Here is a 19200-nt window from a genome sequence, read left to right as displayed (position 1 = left end):
AGGCCGATTTTTCAGAAAGCCCAATGTGCGGCGCAGCCGCCAGTAACAAAAGGGATTAGGACACCATCACATGATGGTTGCTTTCCCAATGGACAATGCCATGACAGGAAATACACAAGGGATGAAAGATCGGGTTCTTGAGACGAATACCGTTCCGGGAGGTGCATTCTGACACTCCCGGAACGGCGTTTCTGGTGGGCCCGGAGGGACTCGAACCCCCAACCAAGCGGTTATGAGCCGCCGGCTCTAACCAATTGAGCTACAGGCCCGGTGGGCGATGGAGTAGTTGCTTTTTCATCGCTGCACAAGTCACCTTGCCGCAATCGATACACAATCGCTCGCTAGTTGCCGTATCCGGACATCGCAAAAGGAGATTTCCATGACCAAATCCATCTTTCCTGCCGCTTTTGCAGCCCCCATGCTTGCCGCTTCGCTTCTCGCCGCAGCGCCGGCTCATGCCGATGACGACCGCGCGCGAATCATCGTGACCGGCGAGGGAGAAGCCGCGATCAGCCCGGATATGGCGATCCTTACAATCGCCGTCGTACGTGAAGCCGAAACCGCGCGCGCCGCACTCGACGCCAACAATGACGCAATGACCTCGGTCATCGACGCCATGAAAGAAGACGGGATCGAATCGCGCGACCTGCAGACCGGCGGCTTGTCGATCAATCCGCGCTACGTCTATCCGAACGACAAGAACGAGGAAGAGTCACCGCGCATCGTCGGTTACGAGGTCGGCAACACGCTGACCGTGCGCATCCGCGATCTCGACAAGGTCGGCGCGGTTCTCGATCGCTCCGTCACGCTGGGCGTCAATCAGGGCGGCGGCCTTAGCTTCACCAATGACGACCCCTCGACCACTGTCTCCGAGGCACGCAAACGTGCCGTCCAGAACGCCATGGACAAGGCCAGAACACTGGCGGAGGCCGCTGGCGTCAAACTCGGCGATATCATCGAGATTTCCGAGCAGGCGCAACAGCGTCCGCCCATGCCCTATGCCGGCAAGGCGGTGCGGATGCAGGCCTCCGCTGAAGCCGTTCCGGTCGAAGCCGGCGAGAACACCTATCAGGTGCAGGTCAATGTGACCTTCGAGCTCGACAAGTAAGCCGAGGCTCACCGCCCAAAAAAGCCGCCGGCATTTACCGGCGGCTTTTTTGTGCTTGTCAGCGGTCGGCTAACGGTTAGCGGATCACCGGGCAGCGCGGCGCGCGCGCGAAAACCATATGCTGACGTCCCCGGTGGGTGCGGCCAACGACGCGGATGACATTGCGGTTGGCCCGCACGACCCGGGCGCGACGAATTCCGAAACGTTCCGCCTTGCGAACGGCCTGACGCGGCGTGCAGGCACGGTGATGACGGCGGGGACGCTCGGCCCGATGGCTACGGCCGCTATTGCCATGAATATAACCGCCCGACGGGCCGCCGATGCCGAAGCCAAAATACAGGCTGTCGGCCTGAGCCGTGGCCGGAGCCGCTGCCAATGTGCCCAATCCGATCAGCGTCGAAAGGGTTGCGATCTTCAGTTTCTGAAACATGGTGCTCTCCTTGTTTGATCAGGACCCTCACGCGCCCCGTCATGGAGATCACAATGTCAAACTGCGTCTGAACGATTTGGGAATGAGCCGTTCATACTGCGTTCAGCGATCCGCAGACAGTGCGGCACGCCATTGCACCGGGTTTCGCTGCTCGCTGATGCGGGTGATTTCATTTCCGTCGACCTCGAAAAACATACCACCTGGCAAGACATAGGATTGACCATTTGCTTCCGGCAGGCCATCCGCGCTTTTGCGATAGGTGCCGCGAACCGTGAACTCGGCGGCAGCCCGCACACCGCCCGAGGCGCTCATCACGGCAATGTCGGCGAAACGCTCATCGAAATGCCGCGCCTCGAGCCCCAAACGCCAGCGCAGCTTTTCGCGACCGATCTCCCGCTCACCGTCGAAGGGGTCGTGCGCCACGTCCTCGCTCACCAGCGCCAGCGCCGCATCGTGGTCATTGGCGTTCAATGCATCCAGATAAGATTGTACCAGGCGGCGCGTCTTTTCCTCGGGCATCGTCATCCTCCTCGTTGATTGCTCGTCCCGGACGAAAAGCCGCATACGCGGACTATGGTTCCTCATCCAGGATAAAAGAGAAATAGTCTTCCGCTTGCGTCAGCTCGTCTTCGCTTGCCTTCACGCGGCCGCGCATGGAAATGCCGGCCTCGTGCACGGTGTTGGGATCGCCGGAAACGAGCGGATGCCACCAGGCCAAGTCCTTTCCTTCCGCCATGAGCCGATAACCGCAAGTGCTCGGCAGCCAGGGGATGTCCCCCACATTCTCCGGCGTCAGGCGAACGCAATCGGGCACGCGCGTGAGCCGGTTCTCATAATCGTTGCACCGGCAGGTCCCGCCATCGAACAGACGACAGCCAACGCTCGTCCAATAGATCTCGCCGGTCTCCTCATCCTCGAGCTTGGCGAGGCAGCATTTGCCGCAGCCATCGCACAGTGCCTCCCACTCCCGATCGCTCAGTTCGGCCAGCGTCTTGGTTTTCCAGAATTCGGTCGTCGTCATGATCGAGGTTTGGACCGCCATCCACCCCGCGTCAAGCGCCCCGTCAACCGCAATTCCGTCACCCTCTCGCCACCCCGGCGCCATGGTTCCACACGCTCCGGTATCAATCGAACGGAATTGGGAACCGAACGCCATCGAGGGGGTTAAGGCGGCGATGGGACGCCCTCATACAGGAGAGATTTTATGACAACGCGAAAGCGGATCATGACCACAACCGCCCTCGGCCTGCTTATCGCCGCGGCGCCGCTCGCGGTTCAGCCTGGATTTGCTTCGGATCGGTCCGCCGGCACGGTGCTCGCTCAGGCCCAAAAGCCTGAGGGCATGACGGAAGAAGCCTGGCGCGCGCTCCTGAAGAAACGTGGCGGCGAGGGACAGGAACAGGACAGGAAAACCGAGGAACCGGAAAACGCCCCGGCGAACGACAATGGCGGCGGCGAAGTGCGTGAGCTCGACCAGAAAGCGCCGACCGAAACCCCTGCTCCGGCAGAAGACGAGGCTGCCCCTCAGGTCGAACCTGAGGTGACGCCGGAGGTTGAGGTCGAACCGCAGACTGCCGAACCGGAATCCGAGCAAGCGCCCGTCGAAGAGCCGCCGTCACAGGAAAACGCGCAACCTCCGGCAACGGAACAAACCGCTCCTCCCGCAGAGGAACCGGCCGAAGCCGAGGGTGAAACGGCGCCGGAAGACGCGCCCGTGGAACTGGAAGCGGAAGAAGACGAACAACCTGCCGGATCTGGCGAGCAGCAAGCGCCCGAACTGCAGGAAGATGAGGCCGACGAAGTAACTCCGCCGGCAGAAAACGCTCCCACGGAGGAAACACCGCCGGTGGAGGCCGAAGAAGGCGCACCGAACACCGAAGGGCAGACCGAAGTGGGCGGAGATGAGCCGGAGCAAGCGCCCGAAACCTCTGAGCCGGCCGTCGACGAGCCCGTCATAGAGGAAGGCCAGACGGAAGAGGAGGCGACGACCGGTTCGGACTCCGCGCAGCCGGAAACCGAGGTCCTTCCCGAAAACGCCGCGCCCGTTCTGGACAGCCAGAAGGAACCTGAAGCCGAGGGCGAGGCACAGCCTCGATCCGACGCGGAGGCGAATGGCGATCGCGATGCCGAAACGCCGTCAGACCCGCAGACTGCGGCGCCTGCGGATGAAGCAGGACAATCCGCCCCTCCCCCTGAAAGCGACGCCGAGGCCCAGGCCGGAACCATCGATGCGGAGACTCTGCGCAGCGAAATCCGCACTCTGATGGAAGAACGGGGTGAGCGCATCGAAATGGGCGCGACACGCGAGGAACGCCGCGAACGCCGGCGCGAGCTGCGCCAGCGCCGCGAGGACGCTGAGGTGGTGCGCGAATTCAACGACAACCGCACGATCATCCAGATCAACAATCAGGTTTTCGTCGAAAGCCAGGACAGCGACCGTCTCATCCGCGACGACGACGAGGTCTACTACGAGGAACTGCCGCGCGGCCGGGTCCGCGAGGTTGTTACGCGTCCCAACGGCGTTCGTCTGGTGACCGTTCGCAACCGTTACGGTGATGTGATCCGCCGGGTGCGGGTCGCGCCTGACGGCCGCGAGCAGGTGCTTGTGTTCGTGCCCGAGGAGCGGTTGGAAACGGTCGATCGCTGGCGCGATCCGGCTCGCGACCTGCCGCCGCTGCGGTTGACCATCCCGGTCAGCGATTACATTCTCGAGGCCGAGCGGGTGGAAGATCCCGACCGCTATTACGCCTTTCTCGAGAAGCCGCCGGTTGAGCCGGTGCAGCGCATGTATTCGCTTGAAGAGGTGAAGCGCTCGGCACGCGTTCGCGACATGGTACGCCGCGTCGATCTGGACACGATCGAATTCGCCTTCGGTTCCGCGGATATCGACGAGAGCGAGATCGATGAGCTCGAGGCGATCGCCACTGCAATCGAACGCATGCTCGACGAAAATCCGGGCGAAACCTTCCTGATCGAAGGCCATACGGATGCGGTGGGTTCGGATCTTGCCAATCTGGCGCTCTCGGATCGTCGAGCCGAATCCGTTGCACGCGCCCTGACGGACGTCTTCGGCATACCGCCGGAAAACCTGGTCACGCAGGGGTATGGCGAGCGCTACCTCAAAATCGATACCGGAGAGCGCGAACGTGAAAACCGCCGCGTGGCCTTGCGACGGATTACCCCGCTTGTCGCGCCGGTGGCCAGCGCTAACTAAGCTGTAGCAGCTTTCCGCCCCGCGCCCGGTCACCGGGCCGGCGAAAGGAGCCCGGCCGGACGTTCCCTCCTCCGGCCGGGTTTTGCTTTGGCATTATGCGTGGGAAGCTGAGTGTTTCCAGCCAAAGGAAAATTGCTTTAGAGAGCGAGCGATATGTTCAAAGGAGTTCTTTCGTGCCCCCTAAACGCTTGAGCGGTGTGATCGCCGCCGTTCCCACCCCCGTGACAGATATTGGCGACCCGGACACGGCCCGTTTTCTGCGCCATGCAGAATGGGCGCTCGACAATGGGTGCGACGCGCTGAACGTGCTTGGCACCACGGGAGAGGCCAATTCGTTCTCGCAGGGCCAGCGGATTGCGCTTATGGAAGCGGCCGCCGGCTCCCTCGATCGCACCCGGCTGATGGTCGGCACTGGCACGCCCGACCTTAAGACGACCGTTGCACTTACCATGCAGGCGCACACGCTGGGCTTTGCCGCAGCGCTTGTCTTGCCGCCCTATTACTACAAAGGCGTGAGCGACGATGGGCTGTTCGCCTGGTTCGAACGCCTCGCACATGCGACGAACGACGCATCCATCCCCCTCTATCTCTACAATTTTCCGCAGATGACGGGGCTGACCTTTTCGCCCGCGCTGGCCCGCCGGCTAAAAGAGACGTTCCCCGACCGCTTTGCCGGCGCGAAGGACAGTTCCGGCGACCTCGAATACGCATCGGAACTTGCAAAGATCGAAGATTTCGACGTTTTTCCGAGCAATGAGGCGGCACTCTCGAAGGCCGAAGCGGAAGGCTATGCCGGCTGCATATCGGCTACAGCGAGCGTTACAGCACCGCTTGTCGCGAAACTTCGGTCGGAGCCTGCCAATGATCATGCACTCGAAGCCGCCTCGAGTGCCCGCACCGCGATTTCGGCTCATCCGCTCATTCCCGCCGTCAAATATCTGACGGCCAGATTGCATGACGACCGGAGTTTCGAGGCATCGCTGCCACCGCATATGCCGCTGACCGATGCGCAGAAAGCGGCGCTCGGCGAGATCCCGCTTTAAATGCAAACGGCGGTTCGAATAGCCGAACCGCCGCGTCTCATTCCAGTCGGTCTCACGATTATCCCGGGCCGCAGAATTCGCGGTCAGCCGGCTTTTTCTCCGAGTTCGGAAATGCCGCCATTGGCGGCCGACCATTCGAGCGGCTTGTTGAGGAACTTCTCCACCTCGTCGAGTGTCTTATCGTCGAACAGTTTTTCCGCGCGCGCCACCTGCAGTACATCCCACCAGGTTGTGAGATAATGCAGCCGCATTCCGGCGTCTTCGAGGCGCTTCGGTGTGTCTGGAAAGATGCCGTAGTAAAACACGGCGAACGTATCGGTCACCTCCGCGCCGGCCTTGCGAACGGCTTCGGCGAATTTCAGCTTGCTGCCTCCGTCGGTCGTCAGATCTTCCACCAGGAGCAGACGCGCACCCTCGTTCAGATCGCCCTCGATCTGCGCATCACGGCCAAAGCCCTTGGGCTTCTTGCGCACGTAAAGCATGGGCAGGCCAAGCTTATCGGAAAGCCAGGCCGCGAAGGGTATGCCGGCCGTTTCGCCACCAGCCACGGCATCGAACTTTTCGAAGCCGGCATCCCGCAGCACGACGGAGGCGGCAAAGTCCATGATCGCAGAGCGAATGCGCGGATAGGAAATCAGTTTCCGGCAATCGATATAAACCGGGCTCTTGAGCCCCGATGTGAACGTGTAGGGCTCGTCGGCGCGGAAATGCACCGCCTTTATCTCGATCAGCATCTTGGCCACGGTCTCGGCAATCAGGGCGCGGTCGGGAAATGTGTTGGCGAACATGGCTGGCTCTCGGTTTGTGACGCGGCTTTCAGCTATCAGGATTGAACGCCGGTAGGAAGTTTCCCCGACAATATTCCGGTGGATGGTTCGGCGCCATCGGATCCAGAATTTTCTCGACGCATTGTGTCGGAATGCGGCAAGCTTCGCCGTCTTCCAATCGAGAAAGGAACCGGAATGCTTTACGCAATTCTCTGCTACCACAATGAAGACGTGGTCATGTCCTGGTCCAAGGAAGAGGACGACGCGGTGCTCGCGAAGCGTCGGCGGGTCCAGAAGGAGCTCGTAGACACGGGGCGTATGGGGCCCGCAATCCGGCTCATGCCCACTTCCGCCGCAACGACAATCCGCTCCTCGGGCAACGAGCAGCTCGTTCTCGACGGTCCTTTCGCCGAGACCAAGGAACAGCTCCTCGGGTTCTATGTCGTCGATTGCGACAATCTCGACGAGGTTGTCGATTTCGCCAAACGTATGAAGGAAGGCGAGAACGTGACCTTCGAAATCCGCCCTATACAAATCATTGAAAAGGGCAATCTGTCCGGAAAGGAAACCGCCGCATCATGACCGAGCTGGCCTGGATCGAGAACGCGCTCACCGGCGCGCGTCCGCAAGCGATGGGTGCGCTCCTGCGTTATTTCCGCGACCTCGATCGGGCTGAGGAGGCCTTTCAGGAAGCCTGTCTGCGGGCTCTGAAAAACTGGCCGGTCAAGGGGCCACCGCGCGACCCCACGGCCTGGCTGATCTTCGTCGGCCGCAACGCCGCGCTCGACAATGTGAGGCGTGACAGCCGCAACACCGCGTTGCCGGCGGAAGAAAGCATCTCGGACCTCGAAGACGTCGAGACCGACATGGCGGAACGGCTGGACGACGCACATTATCGCGACGATATTCTTCGGCTGATGTTCGTGTGTTGCCATCCCGACCTGCCGGCAACCCAGCAAGTGGCATTGGCGCTGCGCATCGTCTCCGGCCTCAGTGTGCGTGAGATCGCCAGTGCCTTTCTGGTCGGCGAAAAGGCTATGGAACAACGCATCACACGGGCAAAGCGCCGGGTGGCGGAAGCCGATGTGCCCTTTGCCGCGCCCGATGCCGTCGAACGATCGAAACGGCTAGGCGCGGTTGCAGCGATGGTTTATCTCGTCTTCAACGAAGGTTATTCGGCAACCAGCGGTGCCGAGGTGGTGCGCGCCTCGCTCTGTGACGAGGCGATCCGCCTTGTTCGTCTGCTGCTCAGGCTCTTTCCCTCCGAACCGGAGATCATGGGCCTTCTCGCTCTCATGCTTCTTCAACACGCCCGCAGCCCGGCACGCACCGATGCGGACGGCAACGCCGTTTTGCTTGAGGAACAGGACCGCGCGCTTTGGAACCGGACCGGCATCGATGAGGGCCTCGCCCTGGTGGAGAAGGCCCTGCGCCATGGCCAGCCCGGCCCCTATCAGGTTCAGGCGGCAATTGCAGCGCTTCATGCCCGCGCCCGCACATCGGAGGAAACCGACTGGGAAGAGATCGACCTTCTCTACCAGATGCTCGAAAGCCAGACGCCCTCTCCCGTCATCACGCTGAACCGCTCTGTCGCTGTCTCCAAAATCAGAGGGCCGGAGGCCGCATTGCAATTGATCGCACCGTTGGCGGAGTGCTTGTCCGGTTATTTCTATTTCCATGGCGTGCGCGGCGCCTATTTGAGCCAGATCGGACGTGCGGAGGAAGCACGCGAAGCCTTCGGCCGCGCCATTGCGCTTGCCCGCACACCAGCGGAGGCCGCCCATATCCGCCAGCATCTCGACAAACTTTCCGCAAACGCCAAAGCCGTCTGATTATTTTTGTCGGTAAGATGTCCGGGCCCACGTCCTCTGAGCGTCGGCGCCGATAGGCGCCTTTTCAAGAAGGAGTGACCCAATGCGATATGTTTGTTTTGTTCACGTCAGCGAAGCCGTTCTCGACGCGCTCCCGGTGGCGGAGATGCAGAAACTGGTACGCGATTCCTCGGCCTACGACGAAGAATTGACGGCATCCGGCAACATGGTCGTCGCCCATGCCCTGCATCCAACCGCCGAAGCGCTCTATCTGCGCAGCCGCGGTGGCAAGGTGATCTCGGTCGATGGACCCTATGCCGAAACCAAGGAACAACTCATGGGCTTCATTCTGGTCGAGGCAGAGAGCTTGGAGCGCGCCCGCGAAATCGCCGGCAGGATTCCATGCGCAGCCTATGGCTCGATCGAACTGCGTGCGGTCGCCCCCGATGACGCGTAACCCTGATTCCGAGGCATCCTGACACCAGGTCGTCAGTTGCGATGTGGCAATGTGCCGACGTCGCATCCATGTCTGGCTCAGTTTGACTCTCCACAATCGATCCCCGAACGCCGCGTGGCGCTGCCGCCGGGACGAAAGGATAATGTTATGCTTGCTTCAACCGAAACGCGGCGCGCTGGACGGCGCGAATGGATCGGGCTCGCCGTGCTCGCTCTGCCATGCATGCTTTACTCGATGGACATGACCGTGCTGAATCTGGCGGTACCCCATCTGAGCGCCGATCTGAAACCGAGCGGTGCGGAGCTGCTCTGGATTGTCGACATATACGGCTTTTTGCTGGCCGGCGCCCTCATCACTATGGGAACGCTCGGCGACCGTATCGGACGGCGAAAACTTCTGCTGATCGGCGCAACCGCCTTCGGGCTTGCCTCGATACTCGCGGCCTTTTCCACAACGCCCGCCATGCTGATCGCGTCGCGCGCGCTGCTCGGCCTTGCCGCCGCCACGCTTGCGCCGTCGACACTCTCGCTCCTGCGCAACATGTTTCATGACCCCGCACAGCGCACTTTTGCCATCGGTGTCTGGATCGCCAGTTTCTCCGCCGGCGCCGCCATCGGTCCCTTGGTGGGCGGGGTGCTGCTGGCCTATTTCTGGTGGGGCTCCGTCTTCCTCATCGCCGTTCCGATCATGCTGCTTTTGTTGCTGATCGGACCGGCGCTGCTGCCGGAATTTCGCGATCCCGATGCAGGCAGGCTCGATCTGATGAGTGCTGCTCTGTCGCTCGCCGCGATCCTCGCAATCATCTACGGCATCAAGCACATTGCCGAGATCGGCCTTTCCGGTGAAGCGGCCGTGGCAATCGGTGCCGGCATGGCGATCGGCATCTTGTTCATGCTGCGCCAGCGCAGGCTCGCCGATCCACTGATCGACATAAGCCTGTTCGCCAAGCCTGCCTTCAGTGCCTCGCTTCTCGTGAACCTGATGGCCTTTTTCATCGCTTTCGGTTCGTTCCTGTTCATCGCCCAGTTCCTGCAATTGGTGCTTGGCCTCTCACCGCTCGCCGCTGGCTTGTGGTCATTGCCGTCCGGCATCGCCTTCATTGCCGGATCGATGATCACCCCGTTGCTCGCACAAAGCATTCGCCCGCCGTTCCTGATGGCAGCTGGTTTGATACTGGCCGCAATCGGCTTCGGCCTCGTTGCGTGGGCCGCCCAAACCACCGACCTTGTTGCAATGATCATTGCCTTCACCGTGTTTTCGATCGGGCTTGCGCCGGTCTTTACGCTGACCACCGATCTCGTCGTCGGCACGGTGACACCGGAGCGCGCCGGCGCGGCATCGGCAATCGCCGAAACCTGCACGGAATTGGGAGGCGCGCTTGGCATCGCCGTTCTGGGCAGCGTTGTGACGGCCATCTACAGAACAGGCATGGCCGCAACCCCTCAATCCGGTCCCGCCTACGAGGCCGTGCGCGACACACTGGGCGGCGCTTTGACCGTCGCTCAGGACCTGCCGACCGAAAGCGCAACCATGCTCGTCGAGAACGCCAGGTTGGCATTTTCCAACGGTTTGGTCGTCGCCTCCGTCGTTTGCGCCGTGATCTCCCTGGTCGCAGCCTTCGTCGCTGCGGTCATGTTGCGCAGAGTCGGGCTGCAGGAACCGGAGGACGGCACATTGGCGCCGGCAGAGTAGCCTTCCCCGCAATGCGCGGATCGCACTTAAAATGACCGACCCTGTCGGAGATGCACCGCCAGATTCGTCTTCATGACAAGACCCGACACCGGGCCTTGTCATGAAGGAGCAGGAATATGACCGAAACGCATGCTGATACCGACCAACAGGAAATGCCCAAGGTTCTTGGAGGCGTCGTCCCCTATCTCACTGTGGAGGGTGCCTCGAAAGCCGCTGAATTCTACAAACAGGCCTTCGCTGCCGAAGAGGTTTTCCGACAACCGGAAGACGAGAACGGCCGCACCATGCATATCCACCTCTATATCCATGGCGGCTCGATCATGCTGTGCGATGCCTATCCGGAGTACGGTCAGCCCTTGCGCGAACATGCAGGATACACACTGACCCTCGCCGTTGAGGATGTCGACGGTTGGTGGGCGCGCGCCATCGGTTCCGGCGTGGAAGTGACGGTGCCTTTGGAACGCATGTTCTGGGGCGACCGCTACGGCGAAGTGTGCGATCCGTTCGGCGTGCGCTGGGCCATCGTTGGCAAATAACCACAAAAGGAGGTGCGGATCGACAATCCTGAGTTTCAGGAACCGCCTGTCATCGCAAGGCATCCCGATAAGGATGCCCCACATTCTCAGCGCGGAACGCCCTGTCTCTTCGGATCCGTCGAATACCTGCATCCTTTGATGTGCCCATATCGCTTCGCGGCGGCTGGCCCCACCCCAGGTGCTCCCCAAGCCCAGGGGCCATTTTTCGCCGCTGCGGACGGCCGGGGACCGAAACCGTCCCCGGCCGTTTTTCCTCAATCGCTTTACAGGGCCGCTTGCGACCCACTAGGCTGTGTGGGCAAGGGATGAAAGGCAACGCCACATCCCCGTTCGCCGACGCTCGGCGCTATGCCGCGTCAACATATTCTCACACAAAAAAGATTGAGAGACAGACATGAGCCAGGTCAAAAGCGGCGATGTCGTGCGCATTCATTACACGGGCAAACTGGCCGACGGCACGCAGTTTGATTCCTCGGCCGGACGCGAGCCGCTCGAGTTCAAGGTCGGCAGCGGCCAGATTATTCCCGGCCTAGACCGGCAGATTCAGGGCATGAAGCAGGGCGACAGCGGCACATTGAACATTCCCGCAGCGGAAGCCTATGGCGCGCGCGACGAAAACCAGGTTCAGGCTGTGCCGCGCACGGCGCTGCCGCCGGATCTCGAAGTCAAGGTTGGATCCAATCTTCAGGCAACCACCCAGGACGGAAATCAAATTTCCCTGACGGTGGTCGGCGTGGGCGATGATGAAATCACCGTCGATGCCAACCATCCCCTGGCCGGACATGACCTGATCTTCGATATCGAAGTCGTCGAAGTGGTCGACGGTTGATCGCGACGAACCGGACGCCGCGGGGCGATCACGCCGCGGCGTCCGGTTTATCTGCAAGGTTATTGCGGAACCGCATCCTGCGAATACTGATCGGCAAACTCCGCGGATGGCGGGATCGGCTTGATAACGTCGATAAGCACACCGTTCGGATCGGCGGTAATGAAATGCCGCTGGCCGAAGGCTTCGTCTCGCAGTTCCAGCAATATCGGAAGCCCCGCTCCTTTCAGCCGATCATATTCGGCATCCGGATCCTCGACCTCGAAGTTGAGGATCAGGCCGGAAACTTGACCGCGCCCGGCCTCGGGAACTGTTTCGTGCGTTCCGTCGAGGATGGCGAGATTGACGCTCGGGTCTTCCTTGGACTGAAGATGAACATACCAATCCGCCTCGAAAGCGGGCTGAAAACCGAAATGATTGCAGTAGAACGCCGCCGTCTCGGCAACTTTACCGGTCATGATCACGGGGTAGTAGCTGGTGACTTTCATCGGGATCTCTCCTTTTAAGACGCTCCCAGGAAACACGGATATCCGGCTTCCAATCTGTGCTGCATAAAACGAAGGTCGGTCGGACCTGCTTCTATTCCGGACAAGACAAACCGGCCCGGCACATTCATCGCAATCGGCTGTTTTTACACTCGCTGCCAGCGAAGCGGTTGCAATCACCGTCTAACGCTCTAAAACATACAGACTGCATGTATCATCAATTAACATACAGGCTGCATGTATGCAACATAATTCGACACGGCGTTCAAACCGCGAACGCAGCGAAGAAACCCGCGAAAAACTGATCGAAGCGGCCAGACGGCTGTTCGTGGAAAAATCCTATGCCGAAACGGGAACCCCGGAGATCGTCCGCGCAGCCGGGGTGACGCGCGGAGCGCTTTATCATCACTTTGCAGACAAGCAGGCGCTTATGACCGCTGTGATCGAGCGCGAAGCGACGATCGTGGCCCATAGCATCGAGCGCCACACCCTCGACACGACCTCCCCGACGGCAGCGCTGATTGAGGGAGGACAGGTTTACCTCAAGGCGATGTCGGAACCCGGGCGAACGCGTCTGCTCCTGCTCGACGGACCCGCTGTTCTTGGGCGCGCAAGAATGGATGAGATTGAGAGCCGCCACGGCAATCGCACCCTGCGCGAAGGACTCGATGCCGCCATGCAGGTTGGTGCGATCCGCCCCCTGCCTCTCGACGCGTTGACAGGCTTGCTTGCCGCAGCCTTCGACCGCGCGGCACTGTCAATCGAAGCCGGTGGCGACAGCAAGGCGCACGGGCAAGCTCTGGCCGCGCTGATCGAAGGCCTTGCGGCACGCGCTTGAGCGCGGGATTTTCAGTCCCTGTGCGCCGTTCCCGGGCTCACCGGCTTCTCCTTGGGTTGCGCCGGATCGGCGATTTCCACTTTGAGGCCAGCAACCAGTTCGCGTGCCGCCGAGAAAAATTCCCGGTAGAGAATAGAAGCAAAGATCAGGAGGCTGACGATAATGGCCGCCCATGTGGAAACGAACCAGGCGATCATGCCGATGGAGAAGTAATAGGCCCGAATACCCTGGTTGAAATTCCGCGCCGCAATCGTATTGAGGGCGGCCATGATGTAGATTTCCTCCGGGTCGCTTTCCTCGGCCTCGTCGGCCGCTCCAAGCATGATGCAGAAATGGTTGAACTGTCGCAGCGATAGGGTGAAGGCCAGAAACGCCATGACGAACATGACGAGGAAAAACACGAGGTGCCGCTCGACGGCGGCCTTCGAAAGGTCGAGCGCGGGCTGCATGACCGACACGGCCTCCACCACCGCATTGATCTGGCCGAACACCGCGATCACCGCCAGGATGATCAGCACGGTGGTCGAGGCAAAAAAGGACACTGCCCCCATCAGATTGCCCGACAGAATCGCATCCATCGGGGTCTCACGGCGAACCGCGTTGCGCACCCAGCGGTGACGCTGTGCGCCCATGATGATCGAAAGCGAAGGCCGGCGTTTTTCCAGCCAACTGGCAAAGACCGTGTAGAAGCCCCAGCAAAAGATAGGAAAAAGAGATGCGGCGAGGGTCAATATGAAAGCCTTTCAGCCCGGTGAGCCATTCAGCGCCAGTTTGATCGAACCTTCGCCCACGGTCCAGTCGGCTCCAAGAAGGCAGAGCATATTGAAACGAGATGCGACCGCGACCCAATTGTCCGGTCAGTCAAAAATCCGCTCACCCTGTTCGTCGATAACCTGACGCCCCTTGCGGATCGCCTGCTCGGCGGCAAGGTCTGCACTTGGAAAGCGGTCGGCGCGCACCAGGCGATGTTCCTTGAGCGCCCCATCCACTTCTTTCGTGATCACGGCGGATGTCTGAAACTGCCCGCCCTCGGAGAAGGGAGTCGGCTGGATCGTGAAGCCCTTATGCTCCACCGCGTCTCCCACGGGCTTACCCTCGCCGGCTTCGGATGTGCCCGTTCCGCCCCCGAACAGACGCTTCAAGAATGACATGCGCTTACTCCCGTTGTTACCGCAACACTACGTTGTTTTACCCTTACACGCATCCCCGCGAAACCGGACGCGCGCCAAACCCTCAGGCGAGGTGCAGAACCACTTCCCGCCGATGCGGATGAATGCGATGTTCGAAGAGATAGAGCCCCTGCCACGTGCCCAACGCCATCTGACCGCTCATCACCGGAATACCGATGGACGTCTGCGTGAGCGCAGCCTTGATATGAGCCGGCATATCGTCCGGCCCTTCCAGGCGATGCACGAGCCAAGACATGGATGGATCGTCGGAAGGCGGAACCAGCCGCTCGAAGAAGGTTTGCAAATCCCGTTTCACATCCGGATCGGCATTTTCCTGAATGGTCAGCGAACAGGATGTGTGACGCACGAAAACGGTCAGAAGTCCCGCATCGGCCCCAGCCTCGCGCACGAAACGCGTCGCCTCTCCGGTGAACTCATAAAGTCCGGGCCCGTCAGTGGGGACGGACAGGATCGTCTGTTTCATCGTTCTGGTGGAGCATCCAGACGAACGCGCTGTCAAGCAGGCAGCCCCAGTTCAGCCAGGTAAAGTGACGACGATCGGCCCCCGGTCCGTTGCCACGACCGTATGCTCATACTGCACCACCGGAGCGCAGGGCTCGGCTAGCAATGTCCATGCATCGTCCTCTCCATGCATGGCCCAAAGCCCTCCACGGGACAGGAACGGTTCAACCGTCATGACTAGCCCCCTGTTGATCCGGCGCCTGTCGCTGCGCGTCGGCCAGGTGGCGATCTCCTCGGGATATTCGTGCAGCGAGCGTCCCACCCCGTGGCTGGCCAGGTTCTGGATCAGCGTGTAGCCACGGCGTTCGGCAAAGCGGCCGATAGCCTTTCCGATCCCGGCCAATGGCCCGTTGCTGCGCACCTGCGCGATGCCGATCTCCATCGCCCGCTTGCCATCCCGGCACAATTGTTCGAGCTCCGGGCTAACCGCGCCCAATCGGAACGTGGCACCGGTATCGGCATAGAAACCGTTCTTCGATGCCGAAACGTCGATGTTGACCAGATCGCCTTTGGCAAGCACCCTTGAGCCGGGAATGCCGTGAGCAATCTCCTCGTTCACGCTGATGCAGGTTGCCCCGGGAAAATCATAGGTCGTCTGCGGCGCAGAAAGCGCGCCTTCACGCTCCAGCAACGCTGCGCCGATCTGATCCAGTTCTCCGGTGGCCATGCCCGGCTCCATGGCTTTCGCCATGGCATGCATGGTGTTGGCGACAATACGCCCAATCTCCCGCAAACCGTTCATTTCATCATGATGTGTAATCGTCATCGACTGCCTTGCCCTGCAGGGTTTTGAAAGACGCCCTTGTGCACAAAAAGCCGGGCGCTCAGACCCGGCTTTCAGTTTTTCATTTCCTCTCACACGCAAATCCTTGACGATGCGAGAGGGCAAGCCACTCCAGAGTTCCTAGCTATCGAGGAACGAACGCAGCTTTCTCGAACGGCTCGGATGCTTGAGCTTGCGAAGGGCCTTCGCCTCAATCTGTCGGATGCGCTCACGCGTCACCGAGAACTGTTGGCCCACCTCTTCCAGCGTATGGTCGGTGTTCATGCCGATGCCGAAGCGCATGCGCAGAACACGTTCCTCACGTGGCGTCAGCGATGCGAGAACGCGCGTCGTCGTCTCGCGTAAGTTCGCCTGAATAGCCGCGTCGATCGGCAAAACCGCACCCTTGTCCTCAATGAAATCACCGAGATGCGAATCTTCCTCGTCGCCCACGGGCGTTTCGAGCGAAATCGGCTCCTTGGCGATCTTGAGCACCTTGCGCACCTTCTCGAGCGGCATGGCCAGCTTTTCAGCCAGCTCTTCCGGGGTCGGCTCACGGCCGATCTCGTGCAGCATCTGGCGCGAGGTGCGGACGATCTTGTTGATCGTCTCGATCATGTGGACCGGGATACGGATCGTGCGCGCCTGGTCGGCAATCGAACGGGTGATTGCCTGCCGGATCCACCACGTCGCATAGGTGGAGAACTTGTAGCCACGCCGATACTCGAACTTGTCGACAGCCTTCATCAGGCCGATATTGCCTTCTTGAATCAAATCCAGGAACTGAAGGCCGCGGTTCGTGTATTTCTTGGCGATGGAGATCACGAGGCGCAGATTGGCCTCGACCATCTCTTTCTTGGCAATGGCCGCTTCGCGTTCGCCCTTCTGCACCTGGTTTACAATGCGGCGGAACTCGCCGATCGAGATCGCCGTTTCCTGCGCCAGGTTCTGAATCTCCGCCCGCAGATCCTCGATTGCCCTGGTTTCGCTGTTGCTGAATTCCTTCCAGCCCTTGCCCGAAAGAACCGCAACACGCTCGGTCCAATTCGTGTCGAGTTCGGAGCCCTGATACTCCTTGAGGAAGGATTCGCGCTTCACGCCATAACTCTCGGCGAGGCGCAGCAGACGGCCTTCGTTCTGCACCAGACGCTTGTTGATGTCGTAGAGCTGCTCGACCAGGGTCTCGATGCGCGCATTGTTGAGCGAGAGAGACTTCACCGAAGTGATAAGTTCGCCCTTCAACTGCTTGTAGCGGCGCTCCTGGCTCGACGACAGGCTGTCCGCATCGGCCAGGCTCGACTCCACCTTCTGATCCTGCAGCTTGCGAAGCTTCTTATAAGTGTCGGCGATGAAGTCCAGCGTCTCCATGACACCGGGCTTGAGTTCAGCCTCCATCGCGGCAAGCGACAGATTGGCTTCATCCTCTTCGTCGTCCTCTTCCTCGGGCTGTCCTTCGCCACCCACATCGGTAACGTCGTCGCTCCGGGTGCGCTTGGGTTTTTCCTCAGCCGCCGGCTTACTCTCCTCCTCGGAGGGACGTTGCACGACTGGCGCCTGTTTGGCTTCCGGCCCGGCATAGGTCGCCTCGAGATCGATGATCTCACGCAGCAGGATCTTGCCTTCATTCAACTCGTCGCGCCAGATGATGAGCGCCTGGAATGTCAGCGGGCTTTCGCAGAGCCCCGCGATCATCGTTTCGCGGCCGGCCTCAATGCGCTTCGCGATTGCGATTTCGCCCTCACGCGAAAGAAGCTCCACCGAGCCCATTTCGCGCAAATACATGCGCACGGGATCGTCGGTTCGATCCGTCGGCTCTTTTTTTGTCGTGGTGGCAACGGCAGTCCCCGACTGTGTGGTCAGCTCGCCGCTTTCCTCGTTGTCGTTGGAATCGTTGTCTTCCGCAACTTCATCTTCCTCGACCACATTGATGCCCATATCCGAGAGCATCGCCATTGTGTCTTCGATCTGTTCGGAACTGACTTCGCCAGAAGGCAGGACGGCGTTGAGCTCATCCATCGTCACATAGCCGCGCTTCTTGGCGGCCTTGATCATCTTCTTGACTGCGTCGTCGGAAAGGTCGAGCAAAGGGCCGTCGGAGCCCTCACGTTCGGTTTCGACCTCTTCCTTCTCTTTTGTCGCCATGCTTTGCCTTCTCCAACCGAGCGGGGGTCCATGCCACCCCGTCGCCGCCGCTGCAACGGCTGTCCGTCGCGGCATTTCGCAACCTGATTCGTGATCTAGCGTCGGCTGCGTTAATACCGGATTAACCCTGATACTTAGGTGGACTCCCTGTCACGTCCAATTTCGGTATCTTGCTCTTACGTGCCGCCCGTTCGTCCGTGACAGCACAGCTCTTTTTCGAATCGATCCTGATTCCCGCATTCTGACACGACGTCAAGCCGAAGCGCCGCGATTCGTGCCAAAAAACCGAATCAAACAGCGATTCCGATACTTTTTCGCGTTTTGGCGGATCAAAGACCCGCCGCGATGCGCGCTCGTCATCAAGACCGATTCGCACGCCCCGATAGAATGCCGAAGCCTTCAATGAGCGCTTCGGTTGCCTGCAGATTGCTCAGCTCCGCCTGGATCTCAACCAGATGCCGGGCATCGTCCTCATTCCAGTCGTTGGCCAGCGCCAGTTCAGCCGCTTTCAGTTCCTTATGTAGAGAGCCTGCGCGCCGGTGCAAGTGGAGCGTCTGCGCGAAGGCTTCCCGCGCGTCATCCAGTGCCGCACTTTCAAGAGCCGACCAAAGATAAGCTGACTTCACACGAGCTTCCGCCTGTTGCCAGATTCCAAGCAGCCCGTCCGCATCGATTGTCTTTAACAGGATCTCGCGATCGTGCGTCGGATTGTGGGCGACCGCATCGAGGATCGCCATGCGCAGCCGGCCAAGCTCTGCGCTCGCCAGCGACATCTGGTCGAGCGCGTCGAAATATTCGTCGAGCAAGGAGGGATGATTGACCAGCGACACCAGAAGCGTGGCCTCGCGCAACGGCATGGCCGGCGCCGAGCTGCGCACCAGCGCGGAACGTGCGAGACTTTCCGAAACCGCGAGCCGTCCGGCTGCGCCACCCGGGCGGCCGCCAAACCCGCGGCCCCGACCGCCTCCATTGTTCCCGCCATCTCGAAAGCTACGCTGACCGCCGCGCTGCCCCTGATTGGTGCCGAAGAAGGCGCGGGCACGCTCACGCATGTCCTGGCTGTAGTGCCGCTTCAGGTTTTCATCGCCGATCCGTGACGTCAGCGCCTGCAGGTTGCGCTCCAGTTCCGCGCGGCGCTCGGGCGTGTCGAACACCTTGCCCGAGGTTTCGCGCATCCAAAGCATGTCGGCCAGCGGCCGCGCGCCTGAGAGCACCGCGGCGAAAGCGTCCGGGCCCTCCTCCCGCACCAGGTCGTCCGGATCCTTGCCCTGCGGCAAGAGCGCGAAGCGCAGGCTGCGCCCCGGCTGCACCAGGGGCAGAGCCAGATCGGCGGCGCGCCAGGCGGCCCGCAGACCGGCCTCGTCGCCATCGAAACACAGCACCGGTTCGCCGGTCAT

20 protein-coding genes, 1 tRNA gene and 1 pseudogene are annotated in these 19200 nt (G+C 60.8%); 10 read left to right on the top strand and 12 right to left on the bottom strand.

The window, feature by feature from the left end; translation table 11 throughout:
* Positions 1 to 192 precede the first annotated feature (192 nt).
* Positions 193 to 269 (bottom strand) — tRNA-Ile (locus QZ638_RS01500).
* Positions 270 to 379: 110 nt separating this feature from the next.
* Here QZ638_RS01500 and QZ638_RS01495 point away from each other — a divergent pair.
* The gene (locus tag QZ638_RS01495; RefSeq protein ID WP_295806044.1) at positions 380 to 1108 is read left to right on the top strand and encodes an SIMPL domain-containing protein; all 729 of its coding nucleotides are present in this window, start codon (positions 380 to 382) and stop codon (positions 1106 to 1108) included.
* A 76-nt stretch (positions 1109 to 1184) separates the two neighbouring features.
* Here QZ638_RS01495 and QZ638_RS01490 read toward each other — a convergent pair whose 3' ends face one another.
* From QZ638_RS01490 to QZ638_RS01480, 3 genes are all read right to left on the bottom strand, one after another.
* The gene (locus tag QZ638_RS01490; RefSeq protein ID WP_295806042.1) at positions 1185 to 1538 is read right to left on the bottom strand and encodes a hypothetical protein; all 354 of its coding nucleotides are present in this window, start codon (positions 1536 to 1538) and stop codon (positions 1185 to 1187) included.
* Positions 1539 to 1640: 102 nt separating this feature from the next.
* Entirely contained in the window at positions 1641 to 2057 is a 417-nt protein-coding gene (locus QZ638_RS01485) for a nuclear transport factor 2 family protein (protein WP_295806040.1), read from the bottom strand.
* Between the two features lie 52 nt (positions 2058 to 2109).
* Entirely contained in the window at positions 2110 to 2580 is a 471-nt protein-coding gene (locus tag QZ638_RS01480; RefSeq protein WP_295806038.1) for a YcgN family cysteine cluster protein, read from the bottom strand.
* A gap of 162 nt (positions 2581 to 2742) precedes the next feature.
* On the opposite strand from QZ638_RS01480, the gene QZ638_RS01475 reads away from it, so the two are divergent.
* Both QZ638_RS01475 and QZ638_RS01470 read left to right on the top strand, forming a co-directional pair.
* Entirely contained in the window at positions 2743 to 4752 is a 2010-nt protein-coding gene (locus QZ638_RS01475) for an OmpA family protein (protein ID WP_295806037.1), read from the top strand.
* Between the two features lie 173 nt (positions 4753 to 4925).
* Positions 4926 to 5795 carry a dihydrodipicolinate synthase family protein gene (locus QZ638_RS01470; RefSeq protein WP_295806035.1) on the top strand — a complete coding sequence of 290 codons (870 nt, stop codon included), beginning with the start codon at positions 4926 to 4928 and terminating at the stop codon, positions 5793 to 5795.
* A gap of 83 nt (positions 5796 to 5878) precedes the next feature.
* Here the strand turns inward: QZ638_RS01470 and QZ638_RS01465 are convergent, their stop codons facing one another.
* The gene (locus tag QZ638_RS01465; RefSeq protein WP_295806033.1) at positions 5879 to 6583 is read right to left on the bottom strand and encodes an orotate phosphoribosyltransferase; all 705 of its coding nucleotides are present in this window, start codon (positions 6581 to 6583) and stop codon (positions 5879 to 5881) included.
* A 174-nt stretch (positions 6584 to 6757) separates the two neighbouring features.
* On the opposite strand from QZ638_RS01465, the gene QZ638_RS01460 reads away from it, so the two are divergent.
* From QZ638_RS01460 to QZ638_RS01435, 6 genes are all read left to right on the top strand, one after another.
* Positions 6758 to 7144 (top strand): YciI family protein, encoded by a 387-nt coding sequence (locus tag QZ638_RS01460; protein WP_295806032.1) that lies wholly within the window; start codon positions 6758 to 6760, stop codon positions 7142 to 7144.
* Positions 7141 to 8394, top strand: coding sequence for an RNA polymerase sigma factor (locus QZ638_RS01455; RefSeq protein WP_295806030.1), 1254 nt, complete (start codon positions 7141 to 7143; stop codon positions 8392 to 8394). Before QZ638_RS01460 ends, QZ638_RS01455 begins: the two co-directional genes overlap by 4 nt.
* An 82-nt stretch (positions 8395 to 8476) precedes the next feature.
* Positions 8477 to 8830: a YciI family protein gene (locus QZ638_RS01450; RefSeq protein WP_295806027.1), complete on the top strand. Its 354-nt coding sequence runs from the start codon at positions 8477 to 8479 to the stop codon at positions 8828 to 8830.
* A 147-nt stretch (positions 8831 to 8977) separates the two neighbouring features.
* A complete protein-coding gene (locus QZ638_RS01445) occupies positions 8978 to 10522 on the top strand; it encodes an MFS transporter (protein WP_295806025.1) in 1545 nt (514 codons plus the stop codon).
* Positions 10523 to 10638: 116 nt separating this feature from the next.
* The gene (locus tag QZ638_RS01440) at positions 10639 to 11058 is read left to right on the top strand and encodes a VOC family protein (RefSeq protein WP_295806024.1); all 420 of its coding nucleotides are present in this window, start codon (positions 10639 to 10641) and stop codon (positions 11056 to 11058) included.
* Positions 11059 to 11452: 394 nt separating this feature from the next.
* A complete protein-coding gene (locus QZ638_RS01435) occupies positions 11453 to 11887 on the top strand; it encodes a peptidylprolyl isomerase (protein WP_295806023.1) in 435 nt (144 codons plus the stop codon).
* Positions 11888 to 11946: 59 nt separating this feature from the next.
* Here the strand turns inward: QZ638_RS01435 and QZ638_RS01430 are convergent, their stop codons facing one another.
* Entirely contained in the window at positions 11947 to 12372 is a 426-nt protein-coding gene (locus QZ638_RS01430; protein WP_295806021.1) for a VOC family protein, read from the bottom strand.
* Between the two features lie 238 nt (positions 12373 to 12610).
* Between QZ638_RS01430 and QZ638_RS01425 the strand changes: the two genes are divergently transcribed.
* Entirely contained in the window at positions 12611 to 13207 is a 597-nt protein-coding gene (locus tag QZ638_RS01425; RefSeq protein WP_295806018.1) for a TetR/AcrR family transcriptional regulator, read from the top strand.
* An 11-nt stretch (positions 13208 to 13218) separates the two neighbouring features.
* Here the strand turns inward: QZ638_RS01425 and QZ638_RS01420 are convergent, their stop codons facing one another.
* From QZ638_RS01420 to QZ638_RS01395, 6 genes and pseudogenes are all read right to left on the bottom strand, one after another.
* Positions 13219 to 13938 (bottom strand): DUF599 domain-containing protein, encoded by a 720-nt coding sequence (locus QZ638_RS01420; RefSeq protein ID WP_295806017.1) that lies wholly within the window; start codon positions 13936 to 13938, stop codon positions 13219 to 13221.
* A gap of 126 nt (positions 13939 to 14064) precedes the next feature.
* Entirely contained in the window at positions 14065 to 14358 is a 294-nt protein-coding gene (locus tag QZ638_RS01415) for an HlyU family transcriptional regulator (RefSeq protein ID WP_295806016.1), read from the bottom strand.
* An 82-nt stretch (positions 14359 to 14440) separates the two neighbouring features.
* On the bottom strand, positions 14441 to 14860 hold the full coding sequence (locus QZ638_RS01410; protein WP_295806014.1) for a secondary thiamine-phosphate synthase enzyme YjbQ: 420 nt from the start codon (positions 14858 to 14860) through the stop codon (positions 14441 to 14443).
* 51 nt (positions 14861 to 14911) lie between these two features.
* Positions 14912 to 15664: a type I methionyl aminopeptidase gene (gene map / locus QZ638_RS01405; protein ID WP_295806012.1), complete on the bottom strand. Its 753-nt coding sequence runs from the start codon at positions 15662 to 15664 to the stop codon at positions 14912 to 14914.
* A gap of 138 nt (positions 15665 to 15802) precedes the next feature.
* Entirely contained in the window at positions 15803 to 17803 is a 2001-nt protein-coding gene (gene rpoD, locus QZ638_RS01400) for an RNA polymerase sigma factor RpoD (protein WP_295806010.1), read from the bottom strand.
* 359 nt (positions 17804 to 18162) lie between these two features.
* Positions 18163 to 19200, bottom strand: a pseudogene (locus tag QZ638_RS01395) (DNA primase); the annotation flags it as partial.

Source organism: uncultured Nitratireductor sp. (assembly GCF_913053745.1).
Lineage (GTDB): Bacteria > Pseudomonadota > Alphaproteobacteria > Rhizobiales > Rhizobiaceae > Nitratireductor.
The sequence above is the reverse complement of the archived record's forward strand: the minus strand, read 5'-3'. Positions and strand labels throughout refer to the sequence as shown.